Annotated in this window: 14 protein-coding genes; 6 read left to right on the top strand and 8 right to left on the bottom strand. The window is 67.0% G+C overall.

The features are described from left to right. The first annotated feature begins 246 nt into the window (after positions 1-246). A protein-coding gene (locus tag RM788_RS37925) for an IS3 family transposase (protein WP_399345221.1) occupies positions 247-1,703 on the top strand; the annotation gives its coding sequence in 2 pieces (ribosomal slippage) (positions 247-609 and positions 612-1,703; 1,455 coding nt in all). A 15-nt stretch (positions 1,704-1,718) separates the two neighbouring features. Next, on the top strand, positions 1,719-2,567 hold the full coding sequence (locus tag RM788_RS37920; protein WP_315924236.1) for an NPCBM/NEW2 domain-containing protein: 849 nt from the start codon (positions 1,719-1,721) through the stop codon (positions 2,565-2,567). Positions 2,568-2,859: 292 nt separating this feature from the next. On the opposite strand, the gene fxlM is transcribed toward RM788_RS37920, so the two are convergent. The 6 genes from fxlM to RM788_RS37890 all read right to left on the bottom strand — a co-directional run bounded on the left by fxlM (position 2,860) and on the right by RM788_RS37890 (position 11,162). After that, positions 2,860-4,071, bottom strand: coding sequence for a methyltransferase, FxLD system (gene fxlM / locus RM788_RS37915; protein WP_315924234.1), 1,212 nt, complete (start codon positions 4,069-4,071; stop codon positions 2,860-2,862). Between the two features lie 73 nt (positions 4,072-4,144). After that, entirely contained in the window at positions 4,145-5,317 is a 1,173-nt protein-coding gene (locus RM788_RS37910) for a lanthionine synthetase C family protein (RefSeq protein WP_315924232.1), read from the bottom strand. Between the two features lie 210 nt (positions 5,318-5,527). Beyond that, a complete protein-coding gene (locus RM788_RS37905; RefSeq protein WP_399341312.1) occupies positions 5,528-6,724 on the bottom strand; it encodes an IS701 family transposase in 1,197 nt (398 codons plus the stop codon). A gap of 12 nt (positions 6,725-6,736) precedes the next feature. Beyond that, the gene (locus RM788_RS37900; protein WP_315924230.1) at positions 6,737-9,745 is read right to left on the bottom strand and encodes a lantibiotic dehydratase; all 3,009 of its coding nucleotides are present in this window, start codon (positions 9,743-9,745) and stop codon (positions 6,737-6,739) included. A gap of 66 nt (positions 9,746-9,811) precedes the next feature. After that, a complete protein-coding gene (locus RM788_RS37895; RefSeq protein ID WP_315924228.1) occupies positions 9,812-9,994 on the bottom strand; it encodes an FxLD family lanthipeptide in 183 nt (60 codons plus the stop codon). Between the two features lie 610 nt (positions 9,995-10,604). After that, on the bottom strand, positions 10,605-11,162 hold the full coding sequence (locus RM788_RS37890; protein ID WP_315924226.1) for a DUF4254 domain-containing protein: 558 nt from the start codon (positions 11,160-11,162) through the stop codon (positions 10,605-10,607). Positions 11,163-11,327: 165 nt separating this feature from the next. Here RM788_RS37890 and RM788_RS37885 point away from each other — a divergent pair, with 165 nt between their 5' ends. From RM788_RS37885 to RM788_RS37870, 4 genes are all read left to right on the top strand, one after another. Beyond that, positions 11,328-12,641, top strand: a complete 1,314-nt coding sequence (locus RM788_RS37885; protein ID WP_315924224.1) for an NsdA family TPR-like regulatory protein — start codon at positions 11,328-11,330, stop codon at positions 12,639-12,641. Further along, positions 12,638-13,513, top strand: coding sequence for a phosphotransferase family protein (locus RM788_RS37880; protein WP_315924222.1), 876 nt, complete (start codon positions 12,638-12,640; stop codon positions 13,511-13,513). The genes RM788_RS37885 and RM788_RS37880 overlap by 4 nt, the downstream gene beginning before the upstream one ends. Before the next feature lie 102 nt (positions 13,514-13,615). Then, positions 13,616-14,059, top strand: coding sequence for a hypothetical protein (locus RM788_RS37875; protein ID WP_315924220.1), 444 nt, complete (start codon positions 13,616-13,618; stop codon positions 14,057-14,059). Between the two features lie 26 nt (positions 14,060-14,085). Beyond that, the gene (locus tag RM788_RS37870; protein WP_315924218.1) at positions 14,086-15,060 is read left to right on the top strand and encodes a DDE-type integrase/transposase/recombinase; all 975 of its coding nucleotides are present in this window, start codon (positions 14,086-14,088) and stop codon (positions 15,058-15,060) included. Between the two features lie 44 nt (positions 15,061-15,104). On the opposite strand, the gene RM788_RS37865 is transcribed toward RM788_RS37870, so the two are convergent. After that, a complete protein-coding gene (locus RM788_RS37865; protein WP_315924216.1) occupies positions 15,105-15,893 on the bottom strand; it encodes a hypothetical protein in 789 nt (262 codons plus the stop codon). A 394-nt stretch (positions 15,894-16,287) separates the two neighbouring features. Further along, entirely contained in the window at positions 16,288-17,109 is an 822-nt protein-coding gene (locus RM788_RS37860; protein WP_315924214.1) for a hypothetical protein, read from the bottom strand. Positions 17,110-17,149 lie beyond the last annotated feature (40 nt).

Below are 17,149 nucleotides of genomic sequence, written 5' to 3'. Positions count from 1 at the left end.
AAGGCCGGTACTCGACCTTGGTCATCAACTCATCGGCAGGCAAGGCGCGGAGGCGTCCAGCATGCCCGCACCATTCGGCTTCTCCGTGCCTGGATCAGTCGGCCGCGCGCGCCTCCCTTTTTCTGCACGCCCTCACTGGACAAAGCTCCGCAGCGCGTCCCTCTCTGTCAGACTGGTATGAGACACAGGTTCAACCGAGACTTCTGTGGAACAGGTAGGGCGAAGACGGGATTTAGGACTGTGACGTTGAGTGTCGCCGATCTGCGGACCGAGAATGGTCCGGTGGGTAAGAAAAAGCAGGGACCTCGTGCGGGACAGCCGAAACGCCGGACGTTCACCGCCGCGTACAAACTGGCGATCGTGGAGGAATACGAAGGCCTGACCGAATCCGGCGCCAAGGGCGCGTTGTTGCGGCGGGAAGGGCTCTACCACTCCCACCTGATCGACTGGACCCGAAGCCGTGACGCCGGAGGCCTGGACGCCCTGGCCGTGAAACCCTCGGGCCCGAAAGGCAAGTCCGCGGCGGAGAAGGAGAACGACAGGCTCCGTGCCGACAATGAGCGTCTCGCCCGCGAGCTGGCGAAGTCGCAGGCGGTGGTGGAGATCATGGGAAAACTGCAAGGGCTCTTGGAAACGATCTCCGAGGGCACGGACACCGACCGCAGGTCGACGAGCTGATCGGTAACGCCTTCGTCGAGCTGGAACCGTTGCTGGGCACCAAACCAGGATGCGCGTTGGTCGGGAAGTCCAGAGCCACGTTGTACCGCCGTCGCAACCCGACACCACCGATGGCCGGACCGCACCGCCCACCGACGCCGCACCCGGCGAGCCTGTCGGCCGCCGAACGCGCCGATGTACTGGACGTGTTGCGGTCGCCCAGGTTCGTGGACAAGGCGCCGGCGCAGGTGTGGGCCACCCTGCTCGACGAGGGCCGGTACCTGTGCTCGATCTCCACGATGTACCGGCTGCTGCGCCAAGCCGGCGAGGTCCGTGAGCGGCGCGCGCAGGCCACCCATCCGGCGAAGGTCAAGCCGGAGTTGGTGGCCACCGCACCCAATCGGGTCTGGAGTTGGGACATCACCAAACTCAAAGGCCCCGATCGGGGCGTGTACTACGATTTGTTCGTCATGCTCGACATCTACTCGCGCAAGGTCGTGCACGCGATGGTCGCGTCGACCGAGACCGCCGTACTGGCCGCGGGGTTCATCACCGACGCCATCGCCGCCAACGGCGGGACGGTCCCCGGTGTGGTGCACGCCGACCGCGGCACCTCCATGACGTCGAAGAACGTCGCCATGCTGCTGGCCGATCTAGGTGTCACCCGCTCGCATTCCCGACCACACGTGTCCGACGACAACCCCTACAGCGAGGCCCAGTTCAAGACGTTGAAGTACTGCCCGGCGTTTCCGGGCCGGTTCGGGTCGATCGCCGACGCCCGCGCGTTCAGCCACCGGTTTTTTCAGTACTACAACCATGAACACCGCCACAGCGGGATCGGCCTGCACACCCCGGCGTCGGTCCATGACGGCACCGCGGCCACCGTCCGCGCCGAACGAGTCCGAGTCCTGCACGCCGCCTACACCGCCAACCCTGCCCGGTTCCACGGCGTACCGACCCCACCACGGCTGCCCACAGCGGCCTGGATCAACGAACCACCTCAGGAAGACGAGAAGGCAGAACACGAAACAAAACAAGCTCCCTGAACTGTCTCAACGCCATTGACAGGTTCCGCCTCGCCCGCGTACAAGCGCCGGGCCGAGGGCAGTGCGCCGCCGGACGAGGGACGCGGCTCCCAGTTCGAGACGGCGCTGATCATGGACAACCTCACCAGGGACCTGCCCGAGGAGACGCGGCGGATCATCCCGGTGGTGCTGCCCGGCAGATCGGTCGAGGAGTTGCCGACCTTCATGCGGCCGTACTCCACGACGCACTACATCGTGCGGGAGTTCAGCGCTGAGGGGGTCCGGGACCTGCTGGCGGCGATCAGCGGCGTGTCCGAGTGGGTAAAGCCGCGGCGGGGCCGGTACCGCGGCAACCCGTTTGCCGAGTCGCACGCGCGTCAGCGGTCCGAGGACGCCGAGGCCGAGGTAGGGCGGTCGTCGAGGGGCAGGCCCCACCTGCTCGTGCCGAGCGTCAAGCTGGTGCGCAGCACCGAGGGCGTGGCGATTGGCGCGGCGGACATCGACGGGCAGCACTACAACAGCAGCATCCGCTTCCGGCCGACGATGTGGTGCACTGAGCCGACCGGCGTGGCCGAGTTTTCCATGGGGCGGGCCTACCACCGGTTCACGGCCGTCGTCGGGGTGCTCGACGACGCCCGTGAGTCCGACCAGGTGGGATACTTCCAGGTGGTCCTCGACAACGTGCCGCAGTCGGAGGTCCGGGCCACGTACGGCAAGCCGGTGCGGCTCACGGTCGACGTGGAGGGCGTGCTCCGACTGGAACTCCGGGCCCACCGCCCAGGCACCGTGGTCGGGGCGTTGAGGGCTGGCGTGTTCGCCACGCAGACCCGCCACTCGCTGCATCTGCCCGAACTCGCCTGGGGCAATCCAACCGTGACCGACTGAGCGGATCCGCTGGGAAATCCGAGACGACATCCACGAGGCTTTCCTACGCCTGGCGTGCAGCATCGTCTGCTTCCGCCGCCTGATCAACCTCGGACTTTGTTGGGAGTTCTTACTGCCAGACAGGACCATCCGGCCGCCGAGCCCATCCGGAGTTAGGACCATCAAGGACTTTCTGGGTGTGCAGACACCGAGCGCCTGACGGCTACAGTCGCTGACACCCATCGGGCACCAGCTACTGTCGGCTGAAGCGCTGGTAGTAGTCATGCAAGACCGCGGTCTGCGGTGCGGCGGCTCAGGCGGTGACGACCACACGGGTCCAGCGCTTGTCGATGACGTGACCGCCCACCACCTGTTCATCCAGGGTGGCCGCCGGGTGCACGGTGACGACCGGTTCGGCGGCGCGGTCTTGGCCCCAGGAGTGGATCTGGTCGCAGAGCCGCTGCGCCAGAGGTTCGCCGGCGGGGCCGTGGCCAATCGCGCCGAGTTCAGCTCGTGCGTCCCCTGCCTCGTCGGGATCGACGCGGCGGAAGGTGAGGTAGGCCAGGGAGTCTCCTTCGGCCAGTGCAGGGCTGCGGGTAGGGATGGCGGCGGTGCACAGGCCGCTGTCGACGGCGACGCGGTCTGCGGCGATGCGACAGGTGGCGGGCTCCGTGCCGGTCATGCGCAGCCACACACCGTCGAAGGGCTCGGCACCGCCCACAATGACCCCCGACCACATCGTGGCCTTTGGCGTGACGAGCACGCCGTGTAGGACCTCAGGGGCGATCGCCTGGTCAGCGTCCCAGTACAGGGTGACCAGTTCGTTGTCATCGAGATGGGCGGACAGTTCACTGTCCTGGCCGATCATGGGCACGAAGCCGCACAGCTTCACCGAGTCCGATCGAAGCCGGTCGGACTCGTGGACGAAGGCGACGCTGCGGGTCTGGCCGCGCCAGCGCAGGGGAACGACCAAGCGGCCACCAGGAGCCAACTGCTCACGCCAGGCGGGTGGGATGTCGAACGCACCGACAGTGACGATGATCCGGTCGTAGGGGGCGTTGTCGGGTGCGCCGAGGGAGCCGTCGGCGGTGATCACCTCCACGTCGGCGAAGCCAGTGACGTCCAAGCCTGCGCGGGCACCGGCTGTGACCTCGGGGTCGATGTCGACAGTGGTGACATGACCGGTGGGGCCGGTCAGCGTGGCGAGCAGGGCGGCGTTGTAGCCGGTACCGGCGCCGATCTCCAGGATGCGGTTGCCGGGCTGGACGTCGAGTTGGTCGAGCATCATGGCCACCACAGTGGGGACGGACGCGCAGCTCAGGGCAGCGCCGTCGGCGGCGCGCTTGGTGATCACGGCCTGGTTGGCGTAGGCGACGGCGAGTTGGGCGGCGGGGACGAAGCGGTGCCGGGGAACGTCGCGCAGGGCTTGCTCCACCGCGGCGGTTCGTGCGTGACCGGCGGACTTGATGTGGTCGACCATCGTGGCGCGCAGGGCCTCGGGCGTGGAGTCGGTGGTGGTGTTCATCAGTTCCTTTTTCGGTGCGGGCGGGCGGATGGTAGCGGTGTGCGCTGGGCGCAGTGCCGAGTCGCGGTGGGTGTCAGCCGTTGAGCAGCAGGCAGGCATCCCATCGGGTGACCGACGTGGGATCAACTCGGTTGGCGAGGAGAACTCCGGCGGTGCCTTCCAGCAGGCCAGGTGAGGTCGGTGAGCCGTGGCGGTCGAGGTGGTCGTGCAGGCGGGTCCGCAGGGCGGGCAGGCTGGAGGCCAAGCGGTCGTCGGCAGCGTCCGCAGCTGTGCGTCGCGTGGTGTGAAGGAGACCGGCCCAGCCGTGGCACAGCGAGGCGTCGCGCAGTTGTGCGAGCTGGCGTTCGTCGTTCACGCAGCTCATGAGGGCTTCTTCAGCGTGGCGCTGGCGAAGCCGATTTTCCAGGACGAGGGCGGCCAGTTGTTGGGCACGAGCGAGGCCTGGTGTGCCGTAGCACCAGGATGGGCGTTGCGGGCCAAGTTGTCGGACAGTGCGAGCGCGGTGCTCGGTGCGGGACACGACGCCTGGCCACCACGTGTTGCCTGCGGCGCCTTGGCGCAAGTCGTCGAGCCAGGTGCAGATCCGCTCCATCGCCTCGTACAGGCCGGAAACCGCGATACCGCGTCGGGCAGTGATGGCCAACAAGGCGAGTGGGCCAGCGATGCCGTGTGCGATGCCCAGGTTGCCGTGCCCGCCTGGCCAGCGGTTTTCCGGGTGACCGGCAGGTCCGTTGCCGCTCCACCAGCCGGGGAGTTGGTCGCCATCGATGACCACGGGTTCAGTCAACCGAACCAGATAGGCCAAGACCTGACGTAGCGGGTGCGTGTCGCCATGAGCGTGCAGCAGGTACGTGCCGATCCCGGTCAGACCGCTGATCAGGTCGAACTCACGGACCTCGGGGAGCTGGCGCCGATCGATGCGGTCGTGGGCAACGACGAGCCGCTGGTGCGTGAGGGTCGTGATGTGCTCGTCGAGGGTGTTCAACGCGACCTGGAAGACCGGCTTCCCGGTCGTCCGACGGGCCGAGTGCAGGGTGAAGGCAACGGCTGGCGCTCCTCGGTACAGGCCACAGGCAGCGGGATCGGCGGTGACGGGGTCCGCGGTCATCATGCGCAGCCACGGCCGAGCGGTGTCCCACCGGCCGTTCTCCAGGTGCAGCAGGGCAATTCCCGCCGCTCCCCTGCTCAAGTCCTGCCCCCACCCTGGCTGCGCGGCCAGTGTCGAGGTCTTGATCAGCGCGGTCACCGAACACCTCGGGCGCGCCAGCTCGAGGCAGCTTGGCGGGCCATCCGGCGGCAGGCTGCCTCGCTCACGCGGTCGATGCCTAGTACTCCAGCCGCACTTCGTAGTATTTGTCCTGTCTTCGCTGGTAGTGGCTGATTTTGGCGCGGTGTTGGTGGCGTCTGCGCCAGTAGGACCAGGCCCATACGCGGCTGCGGTCGTAGGCGGTGGTGATCAGGTGTGCCAGGAGACGTTTGATCTCGCCGAGTGTGAGCGGGATGAGGCCGCTGCCAGGGCTTTTGGGGCGATCGCCGCAGTCACGGCGAGGTAGGTATGGGCCAGCATCGCCAGGGTGATGTGCCGGTACCAGGCGTCGTACCGACGGACCTGGTAATGATCGAGCCCGACCTCGGTCTTGGCGGTCTGGAAACAGTCCTCGACCGCCCACCGGGCACCGGCCACACGGATGAGATCGTCATCGGTGGTTCCGCTTGGGGCGCAACACAAGTAGTAGGCCAACTCGTGCTCGCCCCTGCTGTTGGGTGTGAGCGAGCGGCGGACCAGCAGCCACCGCCGCCACCCCGGCGGGGTGGTGTCCTCGTAGACGGGCAGCGACGCCACCGCCCAGTCGAACAGTCGCGGTCCCTTGGCGCCTTCGCCGCAACTGAGGCGTTTCCAGGCCTCGTCCGGTGCGTGCGCGACCAGGACGTCGGCGCGCGACGTACCGGCCACGGCCGGGATGGTCTGGTTGCAGGGCACGGCGACGACGTAACCGATACGCCGTTGTTCCAGCCAGGTACGGAACTTGTGATCCTTGCCGTAGGCCTCGTCGGCGGTCACCCACGCCGCCGGGACCCCGGCGTCCAAAGCGCGGGCGAGCATCCACTGTGCTTGCACGGTCTTGGTGGCGAACTCCACCTCGTCGGGTATCGCGGCGTCGCGACAGCGGTCGCGGTCCGCGGTCCAGGACTTCGGCAGGTACAACTCGCGGTCGATGAGCGTGCGGCCTTTGCTTGTGGTGTAAGCAAGAAATACGCCCAGTTGACAGTTCTCGGTCCGCCCGGCGGTGCCGGAGTACTGCCGCTGGACCCCGGCTGATCCGGTGCCCTTCTTCAGGAAACCGGTCTCGTCCACCACCAGCACACCGTCGCGCTCGCCCAGATACTCGACCGCATAGGCGCGGACGTCGTCACGGACTCCGTCCGCGTCCCAGGCAGCCGCGTTGAGCAGACGCTGCATGCCATCCGGGGTGGCATCTCCGGCCGCTTCGGCCAAGGTCCACCCGTTCTTGCCCGCCAGCGGTGCCAACAAGCCCCGCACGTAGGCACGGGCACGGCGTCGTGGCTCCACCCGGTGAAACCGCCCCGCCACCCGCCCGAACAGGTCGTCCAACCCCGCGGTCCAAGCGGCAAGATCCTCTTCAGTCGACACAAGATCAGTAACCTACATGAATATGGTAACGAAGTGCGGCTGGAGTACTAGGACGCGGTTGTGGTGCATGTGCAGCAGGGACTCCAGCACCGCGTCGAGGTCGAACTCAGCGGCCAGGTGCTTGCGGTAGGCAGTCAGGGCAACAGCTCGGGCCTTCCACGCCAGAGTCAGCTCGTCGGTCCAGCCGGGCAGTTCGTGGAGGGAGTCGGCCAGGAGCAGGCGGGTCGCGCTCGCGGTGTGGAGTCGATCAGCTGTGCCCGGTGCTGGGCGGTCCAGCAACCAGCGCAGCGCCTGTTCGCGGCTGCCGAGGAAGCCGTCCACAATGGCGACCATGCCGACTGCGGCCAAGACGGCGGGAGCGACGATGGCGTCTGGCAGATTCCGCAGCTGGCTGGAGACCGCGGTCGAGTCGGCGATGAACACTTCTTCCGCCGCTTCCATCGCCGGTCCATGCCCATAACGGCCCGCCTCCGGCAGGTAGGTGTCCAGGACGAGGCGCGAGGCGAAGCCGTCGTGGCGGAGCTGCTGCGCCCATTCACCGACAGCAGCCACGGCGCGCAAGTGTTCTTCCCGATTGGAGGTGCGCAGCCGCAACCGCAGGTGGTCGTTCTCCTGTGGACTGCGGTAGCGGATGTACCAGGCTCGTGCTGTCGAACCAAGAGCCTCCAGGAGCGGCTGGAGGCGATGGGCGACGATCTCGTCGACTCGTTCGGGATGGGTGTAGAGCTTGGCGTACAGCCAGTTCGCCGTGCCAGGGAGTTGTCCGTGACCGCTGTTGGTCACGAGCGGCAGAACGGCTACGCGCGGTGAGAGCGTTGGCGGTCGTGTGGAGGCCAGCGGCACAGCGATCTCGTGGACGTGGCCGCCAGCCCAGCCGAGCACCGCCTGGTCGGCGACTTCAGCCAAAACCGCGTGCCCGTGGCGGGCCAGGTGGGTGCGAAGCACCTCGGCGTGCACCGGCTCGTCCAAGGTGAGCCGCAGTGAGCGGTCACCATCGCGCAGCTCTGCTGTTCCGGGGCAGCGCAGCCGTTGCCGCCATTGTTGGAATGCTGCCCTCCACTGGGCCTTGCCGGTCGTGGCGGGCAGATCGGTGTTGTCGAGGCGCCAGCGCGCTGGGCTGAGCATGGCGTGGCGGTAGCGCACCCTGGGCAGGAACGGCAACCGGCCCGCGTGCGGCCCCCAGTCGAACTCGTGCCACGCCGCGGTCAGCGCACGAGGCAGGTGGGCCAGGAACCGGGCCAGTGGTGGGGCCTGCTTGTCCAACGCGAGCGCGTGGAACACCTGCGGTTCGACCACCCTGTTCAAGGACAGGCTGACCAGGTGGAGACCGTGGTGGGTGGCGGTCACGGCCAAGTCGTCCAGGCTCACGATCACGGACTGCCCGTGCCCACCGTGTTCGCCGAGCGGAAGCACGTGCGGCAGGTAGGCCGGGACGCGGGACACGTTCTCGGCGTTGGGGTAGACCGGCGGGAACGAGAGCTGCACCGCCAGAGCTCCCTCCACCGCAGTCGGCATGGCCGCGTACGCCGCCTTCAGCTCGGAACCGCCGACCACACCGGTGAAGCGGGAGGTGAAGGTCCCGGCCGAGCGGCCGGGTGCCACGGTGAACGTGTAGTCGCCGCGCTGGAGTGCTTCCGGACCTGTGGCCTGTATGCGGGCAGCGAGTTCGACGTGCGGTGGGATGCGGCGTTGCACGGCGCTGTCCCCTACTGCCAGCGCGCCGATCATCTCGTCGGTGAGGACAACCTCAGCGGCGCGGTCGACGGCCGCATTCCAGGCCAGCACCAGGAGAGCTTCTTGGGGTGGTGATCCCGTTTCCGGTGGTATCGGGTGCGGGCTGCCCGGATAGCCAGCTGGGAAACCGAGCCCGGCGTCCGGGTTGATCACGTCGGCGAGCGGGACCAGGGTTCCGGTGCCGTAGCGAGCGCAGAACGCGGTGTAGTACTCGCGCCACGCAGCTTGCCCAGTTGGCTGGTTGCTTAGCCGCACCAGGACATCGGCGGCGCGCTCGATCTCGCGGAGAACCTGCTCGGGCAGGGCAGTCTCAACGTCCAAGCGCAGGTCGAGCCCCAAGGCGACGCGTCCGGCTGAGGAGACCGCCCTCATGCGGCAAGCCAACGCCTCCCGGATGGACGCTTGCGTTGCACGTATGACGCCCGTCTGGTTGTGCCTGGTGAGTTCGGAGTGGACAGCTCCCAGTTCGCCCAGAAGGGGCGCGACATCGGCCAGGGTGTTGGCCCGCACCTCTCGCAGCCGAATGACCAAGTGCTCCAGCGGATCCGTGACCGTCATCGGGGCACGCAGACACGTGATGAGGAATCCCTTGTGGACCAGCATGATCAGGGTGCCGCGGACCGTGGCGTGATCGGCCAGCGGGAAGGCGGCGGTCATCGTGGTGACGAGGCCGCCGAAGCTGATCGGCGTGGTGGTGGCTTCCCGGATCGCTTCGACGACACGGGTGCGGCGGACGCTGGTCCTGGTGGACCCGTACGGCGCTTCCAGCCGGAGACCACGTTCAACGGCGAGGTTGGTGAAAGTCAGGTTGAGGCGTTCCACCAGTTCGGGTCGCGCTTCGAGCTGGTCGATCACGTCGGCCAGCCAGCTGGTGTCGATGCGCGCGACAACACGGTGTCCACTCCCCCAGTGCGTCGACGCGGTGTTGGACGGCGCATCGAGCAGCGAGACCGGTGCCACGCCCGCGAACAACCCGAACGGCGTGTGCCGGCCAATCGCGCGCAACAGGTAGCGAACGGTGGCCAAGGTGGCGCGCAGCACCTGCTTGTCCGTGGCGGTGGGGTCTTCGCACAGGACCTGCGCCCGTGCCGCCAACCCAGGGCTGGCGGCACCGATCGCTTCGGCCAAGTCCGTCCGGGACCAGACTTCGTGCAGCCACGACCTGCACGTCTCGGTGTCAGCCGGGTCCGGCCACCACGACGGCACCTCGTTCAGCGGGATCGTCGCCGCACGCAGCAGGCTGACCCCTTGGTGTCGGTAGAGCGGGAACGTTTTCGAAGCGGACATCCGTCCTCCACAGCGGCTGCGGTCGGGCCGGGCGACACGTGCCCGGCCCGACCGCGACAACTCGGCTCAGGCGTTGCTGATGCAGGACGAGGCGCAGGTGGGGTCGCACCCGTCATCGGTCCCGCACCCCTCGGAGATGCCGGGCAGGGCGTCGGTGGACACCCGCAGGTCCAAGTCGAACTCGGCGTCCAGGTTCGCCGCGCCGATCACCGCGGTGTCGACCAGGGGAACGAGGGTCAGTGCCGTCATCGTGTGCTCCAAATGTTCGTTCGGATGTGGATGTGCGGTGCGGTACGGCTGCTCACGGACGAGCAGACCGTCATCGCCTTGGGTGAGTCGGTGACTTGCGGTTCGAAGCGGGGGACGCGCCGCGCCGGGGCAGCACGCCCCCCGCTCATGAGGCCCTCAGCAGGGCGACGGACGACCGCCGGTCGACTGCCGCATGCCGATCGTTCGCGGCCACGGGAGGCCCGTCGGCGACCAGTTGCTGGTGGGCAGTGGTCCATGTCGGCAACGTTGATCTCCGAGCACGGCACCCGGTGGAGTGCCACTGGCTTCAACCACTGGAAAAGTCCTCGGGGGACCAACTGGGTTGCTGTGGAGCGGCTGGCGGCCACAGCCTCGGGTGGAGATCGACCGGCACCAGGTCGGCGAGCCGGATGCCTGCGGCGATCACCCGGTGCGCCGCGTCGTGGAACGGAGGGCATGGCCACGACCGGACCGAGCAGACCGAGCAGACGGACTGCTGTTCGGCAGGTGGGAGGTGAGCGGTGAGTTCGTCGATGGCTGTCGCGACGTGGCTGGCGGGGCTGTCGACCGCGAGGACGACAGCGACAACACCGCGTGTTCCGCCCATGTCTCACGCGGCCACGTCGTACCGGGCGAGTGCCTGGTAGATCGGCAGTCGACGCCGACCTCCCAGCAGGTCGGTCACCAGGTCGTCGTAGCCGATGCACAACTCCCCCAGCCTGTGCAGCGCCAGCTTCGCCGGATCACGTGCGGCCGGGTCGTCGTCCTCGGCCAGCAACCGCGACCAGGCCCACAGCACGGCCAGCCGGTCCACCAGTTGCCCGAGGCCTTCGGTGTGCAGCAACCGCGCGCTGGACTCGCCGAACTGCTCGGCCGCCCAGACGTCGATCCGCATGGCGAGCGCCGTTCGGGTTACACCGTGATCATGGATGGCGCGGAGAGCGGCGGCGATTACGTGGTCATCGCGGCACGGGTTGCTGATGATCCGCTGGGCCTCAGCAAGTGCCTGGTGCTCGGCTCCCAGGTTCGCCACCAAGAGCAGCAGCGGATGACCGCCGCCGACCTCGTACGGATTGTTGAAAGCCCGGACCACCAGCGAGGCGCGCGGGATGGTGCCAGCTGTGGCGACGTTCGCTCTGCTGCCCTGCTCAAGCGCGTTCTCCGTCATGCCACCAACCGTGCCCGCAGTCCGCGCTGCTGCGGATACCGGGAACGAGGGATGTCAAGGGGAGGATTCGGGGAGGATCGCAATCCTCCCGTTCCCGGGAGCAGTACCCGTCCGATCACTATGCGTGTCACGATGGCCTGATCACACCCTGGGGAGGCTGGTCCGGTGCTCACGGCGAACGATCAGCTACGGCAAGCGCGAGAACGCACCGCTTCGCCGACCCAACCTGACGAATGCCTGTCCCGGCAGGAGCTTGCCGACCTGGTCAACGCGTACATCTGGCGTCACCACCAGCGCAAGGTCGAGTTGGACGCCAACTACATCGGCAAGCTCGAACGCGGCGACATCCGCCGTCCCGGTGCGCTATACCGGGAAGCACTGCGCGTCACCCTGGGTGCTTCCAGCGACGCGGCGCTGGGCCTCGGCAACCGCCGCCGTTCAGTGGTAAAGCTGACGACCGTGGATCGAAAGCAGTTCCTTCGCACCGCCGCCCTCGGCGTCGGCGTCCTCGCGCTCGCCCCGGTCGCGGCCCTGCTGGAGAGCACCGAGCCGACCACGGCGCCCGCCCGCGTCGGCCAGACCGAGATCGAGCAGATCCACACCGCGGCACGCGTGTTCGCCGGGTGGGACCACACCTACGGCGGCGGCCTGGCCCGCGAAGCCGTCCTCGCCCAACTCCGGTTCTCAGCCGACCTGCTGGGAGCCGACTACCAGACCAAGCTGCACGGCCCGCTCCACAGCGCCGTCGGCTACCTGGCCCACACCTGCGCCTTCATGGCGTTCGACGCCTACGCCCACGATGACGCCCGCCGCATGTTCCAGTTCGCACTGGCCTGTGCGGAAGAGGCTCAGGACTGGCACTTGCGCGCCAAGGTCCTGTCCTCGATGGCCAGGCAGGCGGTCTGGGTAGGCATGCCCGACGAAGGCTTGACGCTGACCGAGCACGCCCTCGTCCGCTCGGACAGGCTCACGGCCACCGAACGAGCGATGTTGCACACCGCTCGTGCCCGAGCGCTGGCGAAGATGGGACGAATCCGGGAAACGCTCATTGCCGTCGGTACCGCCGACGACCACTTCGCGCATCGCAACCCAGCCAACGACGCGTCGTGGATGAGTTACTACGACGCCGCCCAGCACGCTGGCGACACCGGTCACGCCCTGTTCGACCTAGCCGTCCAAGGCCGTTCCCCTGCCGAGGCCACCGCGCGATTCTCCGCGGCCGTCGCCGGGCACACCGCTGCCTTCGCTCGGTCGCGCACGATGTCGCAGATCAAGCTCGCTTCGCTGACGATGGCCACCGGTGACCCGCGCGAAGCCGCGGTGACCGGTTCCGTGGCGCTGGACGCCGCTGGCGCCATCCGCTCCAACCGTGCCGTGGACGACTTGCGCGAACTGGCACGCCACGGTCAACGGCACCAGACCATCCCCGCAGTGGAGGAACTGCGCCACCGCATCACGACCCTGGTGCTGGCCCGGTGAACGACCACTTGACTGTGCTGGCCGCCGCCTGTGCGGAGGTCGGCCTCGACCACACCAACGCCGAGCCGATTCGGCTGGGCGAGAACGCTCTATTCCGCCTGCCCGCTGGCGTAGTGGCCCGCATCGCCCGGTCTGGCCAGCTTGCCGCCGCTGCTCGTGAGGTCCGCATCGCGCAATGGCTCGCCGAGCACGAGATCCCGGCCGTTCGGGCGTTGAAGGACATCACGCAGCCGGCGGAGGTGGATAGGAGGGCGGTGACCTTCTGGGAGGAACTTCCTCCGCACCGAAACGGCACACCTGCTGAAGTCGCCACAGCCATCCGCCGACTTCATGACCTTCCCGTACCGACTGACATCGGCCTCGGCAGCCTCGACCCGTTCGTCCGGCTCGCCGAACGCATCGACGCAGCCACGACGCTCACCGAAGCGGACCGGACCTGGCTCGGCGAACACCTGGCATCCCTCCAGGCCCGCTACGCCAACCTGCCTCCCGGACTGCCTCACTGTGTCGTGCACGGTGACGCCTGGGTCGGCAACGTAGTGGCCACCGACGATGGTCAGGTGGTGCTGCTCGACCTTGAACGCTGCTCCGTCGGGCCACCCGAGTGGGACCTCGTAAGCACCGCCATCAAGCACACCAGCTTCGGCTGGATCACCGCGGACGACTACCGCGACTTCTGCGACCGTTACGGCCACGACGTCATTACGTGGTCCGGCTTCAACCTGCTTCGGGACGTACGGGAGCTGCGCATGGCTCTGTACATCGCGCAACGTGCAGCGGAACACCCTCTCGCACGTGAGGAGGCCGCCTTGCGCATCGCTTACCTGCGGGGTCAAGCAGCGCGTCCCTGGGCATGGACCCCTGAGCTCTGAACGCCTGGACGTGGAGGACCTGCCGACCCCTCTTGGTCAGACTGGTGTGAGACACCCTGTGTGAGGGTGGGTTCATGACCGAGGGCAGGATCGGAGATCCTCATGACCGTGACCTCGCCATCCGCCAAGCAACCTCAGCCCTCCCACCGCGGCCGCCAGGCCGATCCGGCACCACGTCCGTCCCGGCGGGTGTTCACCCCGCAGTACAAGCTGGACATGGTCACCGAATACGAGAACGCCCCCAACGGAGAGAAAGGCGCAATCCTGCGGCGCGAAGGCCTCTACTCCTCCCACATCATCGAATGGACCAGAGCACGCGACGCAGGACGCCTGACCGGTGACCCCGCAAACCCCGGCCTCTCGATGACACCATCCCGGAAATCCGCCGAACAGATCGAGCTGGAGAAACTGCGGCGCCAGAACCAGAAGCTGACCTCCGATCTGACCAAGACCCGGATGGCGCTCGACATCATGGGAAAAGCACACGCGCTCTTGCGGGAACTCTCCGAGAGCGAACAGGACGACACACCGCCCAAGAAGTCCTGACGACCACGTTCGCCGACCTGCGGGCGGTGGACGTCTCGGTGAAGAAATCCTGTGCCCTGACAGGATTGTCGCGGGCGACGCACTATCGACACCTCAACCCGGGCGGTCCGGTGCACGGGCCGTGGCCGGCACGGAGACCACCGCCGCAGGCCCTGGACGCCGGCGAACGCGCCCTGGTGCTCGAGATGCTGACCGGGCCGGCTTACCGGGATCTGGCGATCCCGCAGGTGTGGGCACGGGAACTGGACCAGGGCCGGTACTGGTGTTCGGTGTCCACGATGTACCGGATCGCCCGTGCCTCAGGCCAGGTCCGCGAACGCCGTCGGCTGGCCACCCACCCGGCCAGGGTCCGGCCCGAACTGCTGGCCCGCAGTCCTGGTGAGGTGTGGTCCTGGGACATCACCGCGCTGAAAGGACCGGTGAAAGGGATGTGGTACAAGTGTTATGTCGTGTTGGACATCTTTTCCCGCTATGTCACCGGGTGGTTGGTCGCGGCCGCGGAGGACGCGGTACTGGCCAAGGACTTCCTGGCCGACGCCGTCGCCCGCAACGGTGCGCGGCCGCATACGATCCACGCCGATCGCGGTGGTGCGATGGTGTCCAAACCGGTCTCGGAACTCCTCGTGGGCCTGGGTGTCCTGCGGTCGCATTCCCGTCCTCGAACCTCGAACGACAACCCGTATTCCGAAGCGCAGTTCAAGACCTTGAAGTACATGCCCGACTTTCCCGACCGGTTCGGATCCCTGGCCGACGCCCGCGTGTTCTGCGAGGGTTTCTTCCTGGCCTACAACCATGAGCACCGTCATTCCGGTATCGGAATGCACACTCCCGCGTCGGTGCACTTCGGGACCGCGGGGCAGGTCCGTGACCACCGCCAAACCGTGCTCGACAAGGCCTACGCCCGACATCCGGAGCGGTTCACACGCCGTCCTCGTCCGCCCGAACTGCCCGGGGTGGCCTGGATCAACCAGCCCGTCGAGCAACCACAACCGGCTTCCTAGACACCACCTGTCTCATCGAACTTGACAACTACCGGACTGCTCGATCAGGAGTAGCGCTCACGTTCCTTCCAAGCAGCGTAGTCGTCCAGCTTGTCGTGCAGAGCCTTGTAGAAATCAGTGCGCAGGCTTCCGAGACTTGGCGCAGGACCTGGGGCGGCAGAGGCCAACAAGGTGGACAGCGGCCAGGTGAGCAGCTTCCCGTGCCAGCCGCAGTAGGCCGCTACCGCGTCCAAGCGAAAGGTGTCGAACCGGTCGAGCAGCACGTAGCCGAGCAACTGCCGCAACCACACGGCCACATCTTCGTCGGTGGGTTCGATGGCGAGTTTCACGTCGACCAGCGTCCGCCCGATCACCAGGTCGGCCACGCCGTACCCGCCCGCCAGTTCTGGTGAGACGACCACCTTCTCACCCAAGTCGAGCAGGGCTTGGCGGCCGCGCTCCAGGTAAAGGGTCCAGCAGTGCTTCAGTGCATCGAGGAGTTCGGTGTAGCCACCGAAGTCATCCACTTCGGTCACCATGCTGGCGAACAGCGAGCGATGCTGTTCCGTTGAGCGCTTGGTTCCCCAGCGGTGCATGGGTTTCTTGAAGGATTCGAGGGCCAAGCAGTCCGAGAAAGCAGCGCTCTGGTCCTCGTCCGAGTCCGTCGGGCGGCGAACGCGCTTCCAGTGGCGCAGAACGGGGTCTGCAGTGCCGTTAGCAGGTAAGGCTCCAACCTGAGCACGCTCGAACCCAGCCGCGGTGAGCAGCGCGGTGCAGCGGTCAATCGAGAGGTAGGACAATTCCTGCAACCGTGGTGGTGTGCTGGCCAGGTCGAGACCGATCCGCAGTTCCAACGCCCACCCCGCACTATCACGTCCATGACGTGGTGCGGGGATGTCGTTTCGAACTGCGGAGGACAACGACTCGGCCCACGCTTCAACCACAGCAGCCCGGTGCGGTAGACGCTCATCGAGGAACCGCGACAGGGGTGTCCCTGCAGATTTGGCCTGTTCTTGGATACCTATGACGACGCTCCCAATCCGGTCTTCCTGACTTTCCGACGTCAACGTCCGGTGTCCGCATGCTGACCTGCAGCAGAAGCCGCCGGGACCGTGGGAGACGAGCGCATTCGACTCGTCGCCCACAGCCCCAGGGAAATCTCGGGCTGCACAGGCGAAAACAGTCCACCGTGTTGTCCACACACCCGGAGTGGAAGCTGCAACTCCCCGGTTGGATCAGCCCCACCAACTACACGGCCACCTCATCCGCTGCTTGGGGGACCACCAACTTGTCGAGGTCGTTCAGCAGCGCCTGTATCGGTGTCCAGCACATGGCCACCGTGTCAGCATCCGGGGTGAAGTTCGTTTCGAACTGCCTGCGTGGGTGGATGTAGTTGCGGAACTCCCGCACCGGACGCATGAAGTCCTTCGCGTCGAGTTGGATCAGTCCTCGGTCGTGCGCGGTGTCGAGGAGCAGTTCGAGTCCTGCGCGGTCTGCCGGGAACTTCCTCCCGTTCCTGCCGGTGAAGCCCTCCTGAACCAGCTGGGGCTGGTGGCTGATGAGCACCGAGTAGAGCAGCCCTTCGACGAAACTGCCGATCCCGAAGAGTGCGAGGAGGTAGGAGCCACTGGCTTCTGCGTACTGGCTCTCCCTAACCCGCGAGACCAGCATCTGAACCAACTTTTCCTCACGGATCAGCTTGCGCAGCCGCTGCTCCACGTCCTCGAGGTGGAGCACGACCTTCACCGTGCCGTTGCTCCCCAACTCTCCGACCACAGGTCGGCCGCTGATGTAGCTCACCTCGAGCCTTTCCGGCTCCAACACCTGGTTGACCGCTCCACGGACGTCGTCCGCCGAGGCCATGCCGTCCAGGTACTCGATGGGATCGCACAGCCTGCACAGGAACCGCTCGACGTCGGTCCTCGCCTGCTCCCGTTCGATCAGGGCGTCGACCAGCCAGCCGACCTTGGACGAGCCGTCGTAGTCAGGCGGGTCGATCCAGCCTGCGTTGCGCAGCAACGCCTCGACTTCGCGACCTGTGCGCTCATACGGACCGCCCTGGTCGACCACGATCCTGGCTAGTCGCTCCACCGTCTTGGGATCCAACGGA

It is taken from the genome of Umezawaea sp. Da 62-37, assembly GCF_032460545.1.
In the GTDB taxonomy this organism is placed as follows: Bacteria; Actinomycetota; Actinomycetes; order Mycobacteriales; family Pseudonocardiaceae; genus Umezawaea.
This window is presented reverse-complemented; position numbering and strand designations above follow the sequence as displayed.

Excerpts from the sequence above, each read along its gene's own strand:
- fxlM (WP_315924234.1), bottom strand. The coding sequence starts at position 4,071 with ATGAACACCACCACCGACTCCACGCCCGAGGCCCTGCGCGCCACGATG.
- RM788_RS37895 (WP_315924228.1), bottom strand. The coding sequence starts at position 9,994 with ATGACGGCACTGACCCTCGTTCCCCTGGTCGACACCGCGGTGATCGGC.
- RM788_RS37875 (WP_315924220.1), top strand. The coding sequence starts at position 13,616 with ATGACCGTGACCTCGCCATCCGCCAAGCAACCTCAGCCCTCCCACCGC.
- RM788_RS37900 (WP_315924230.1), bottom strand. The coding sequence starts at position 9,745 with ATGTCCGCTTCGAAAACGTTCCCGCTCTACCGACACCAAGGGGTCAGC.
- RM788_RS37890 (WP_315924226.1), bottom strand. The coding sequence starts at position 11,162 with ATGACGGAGAACGCGCTTGAGCAGGGCAGCAGAGCGAACGTCGCCACA.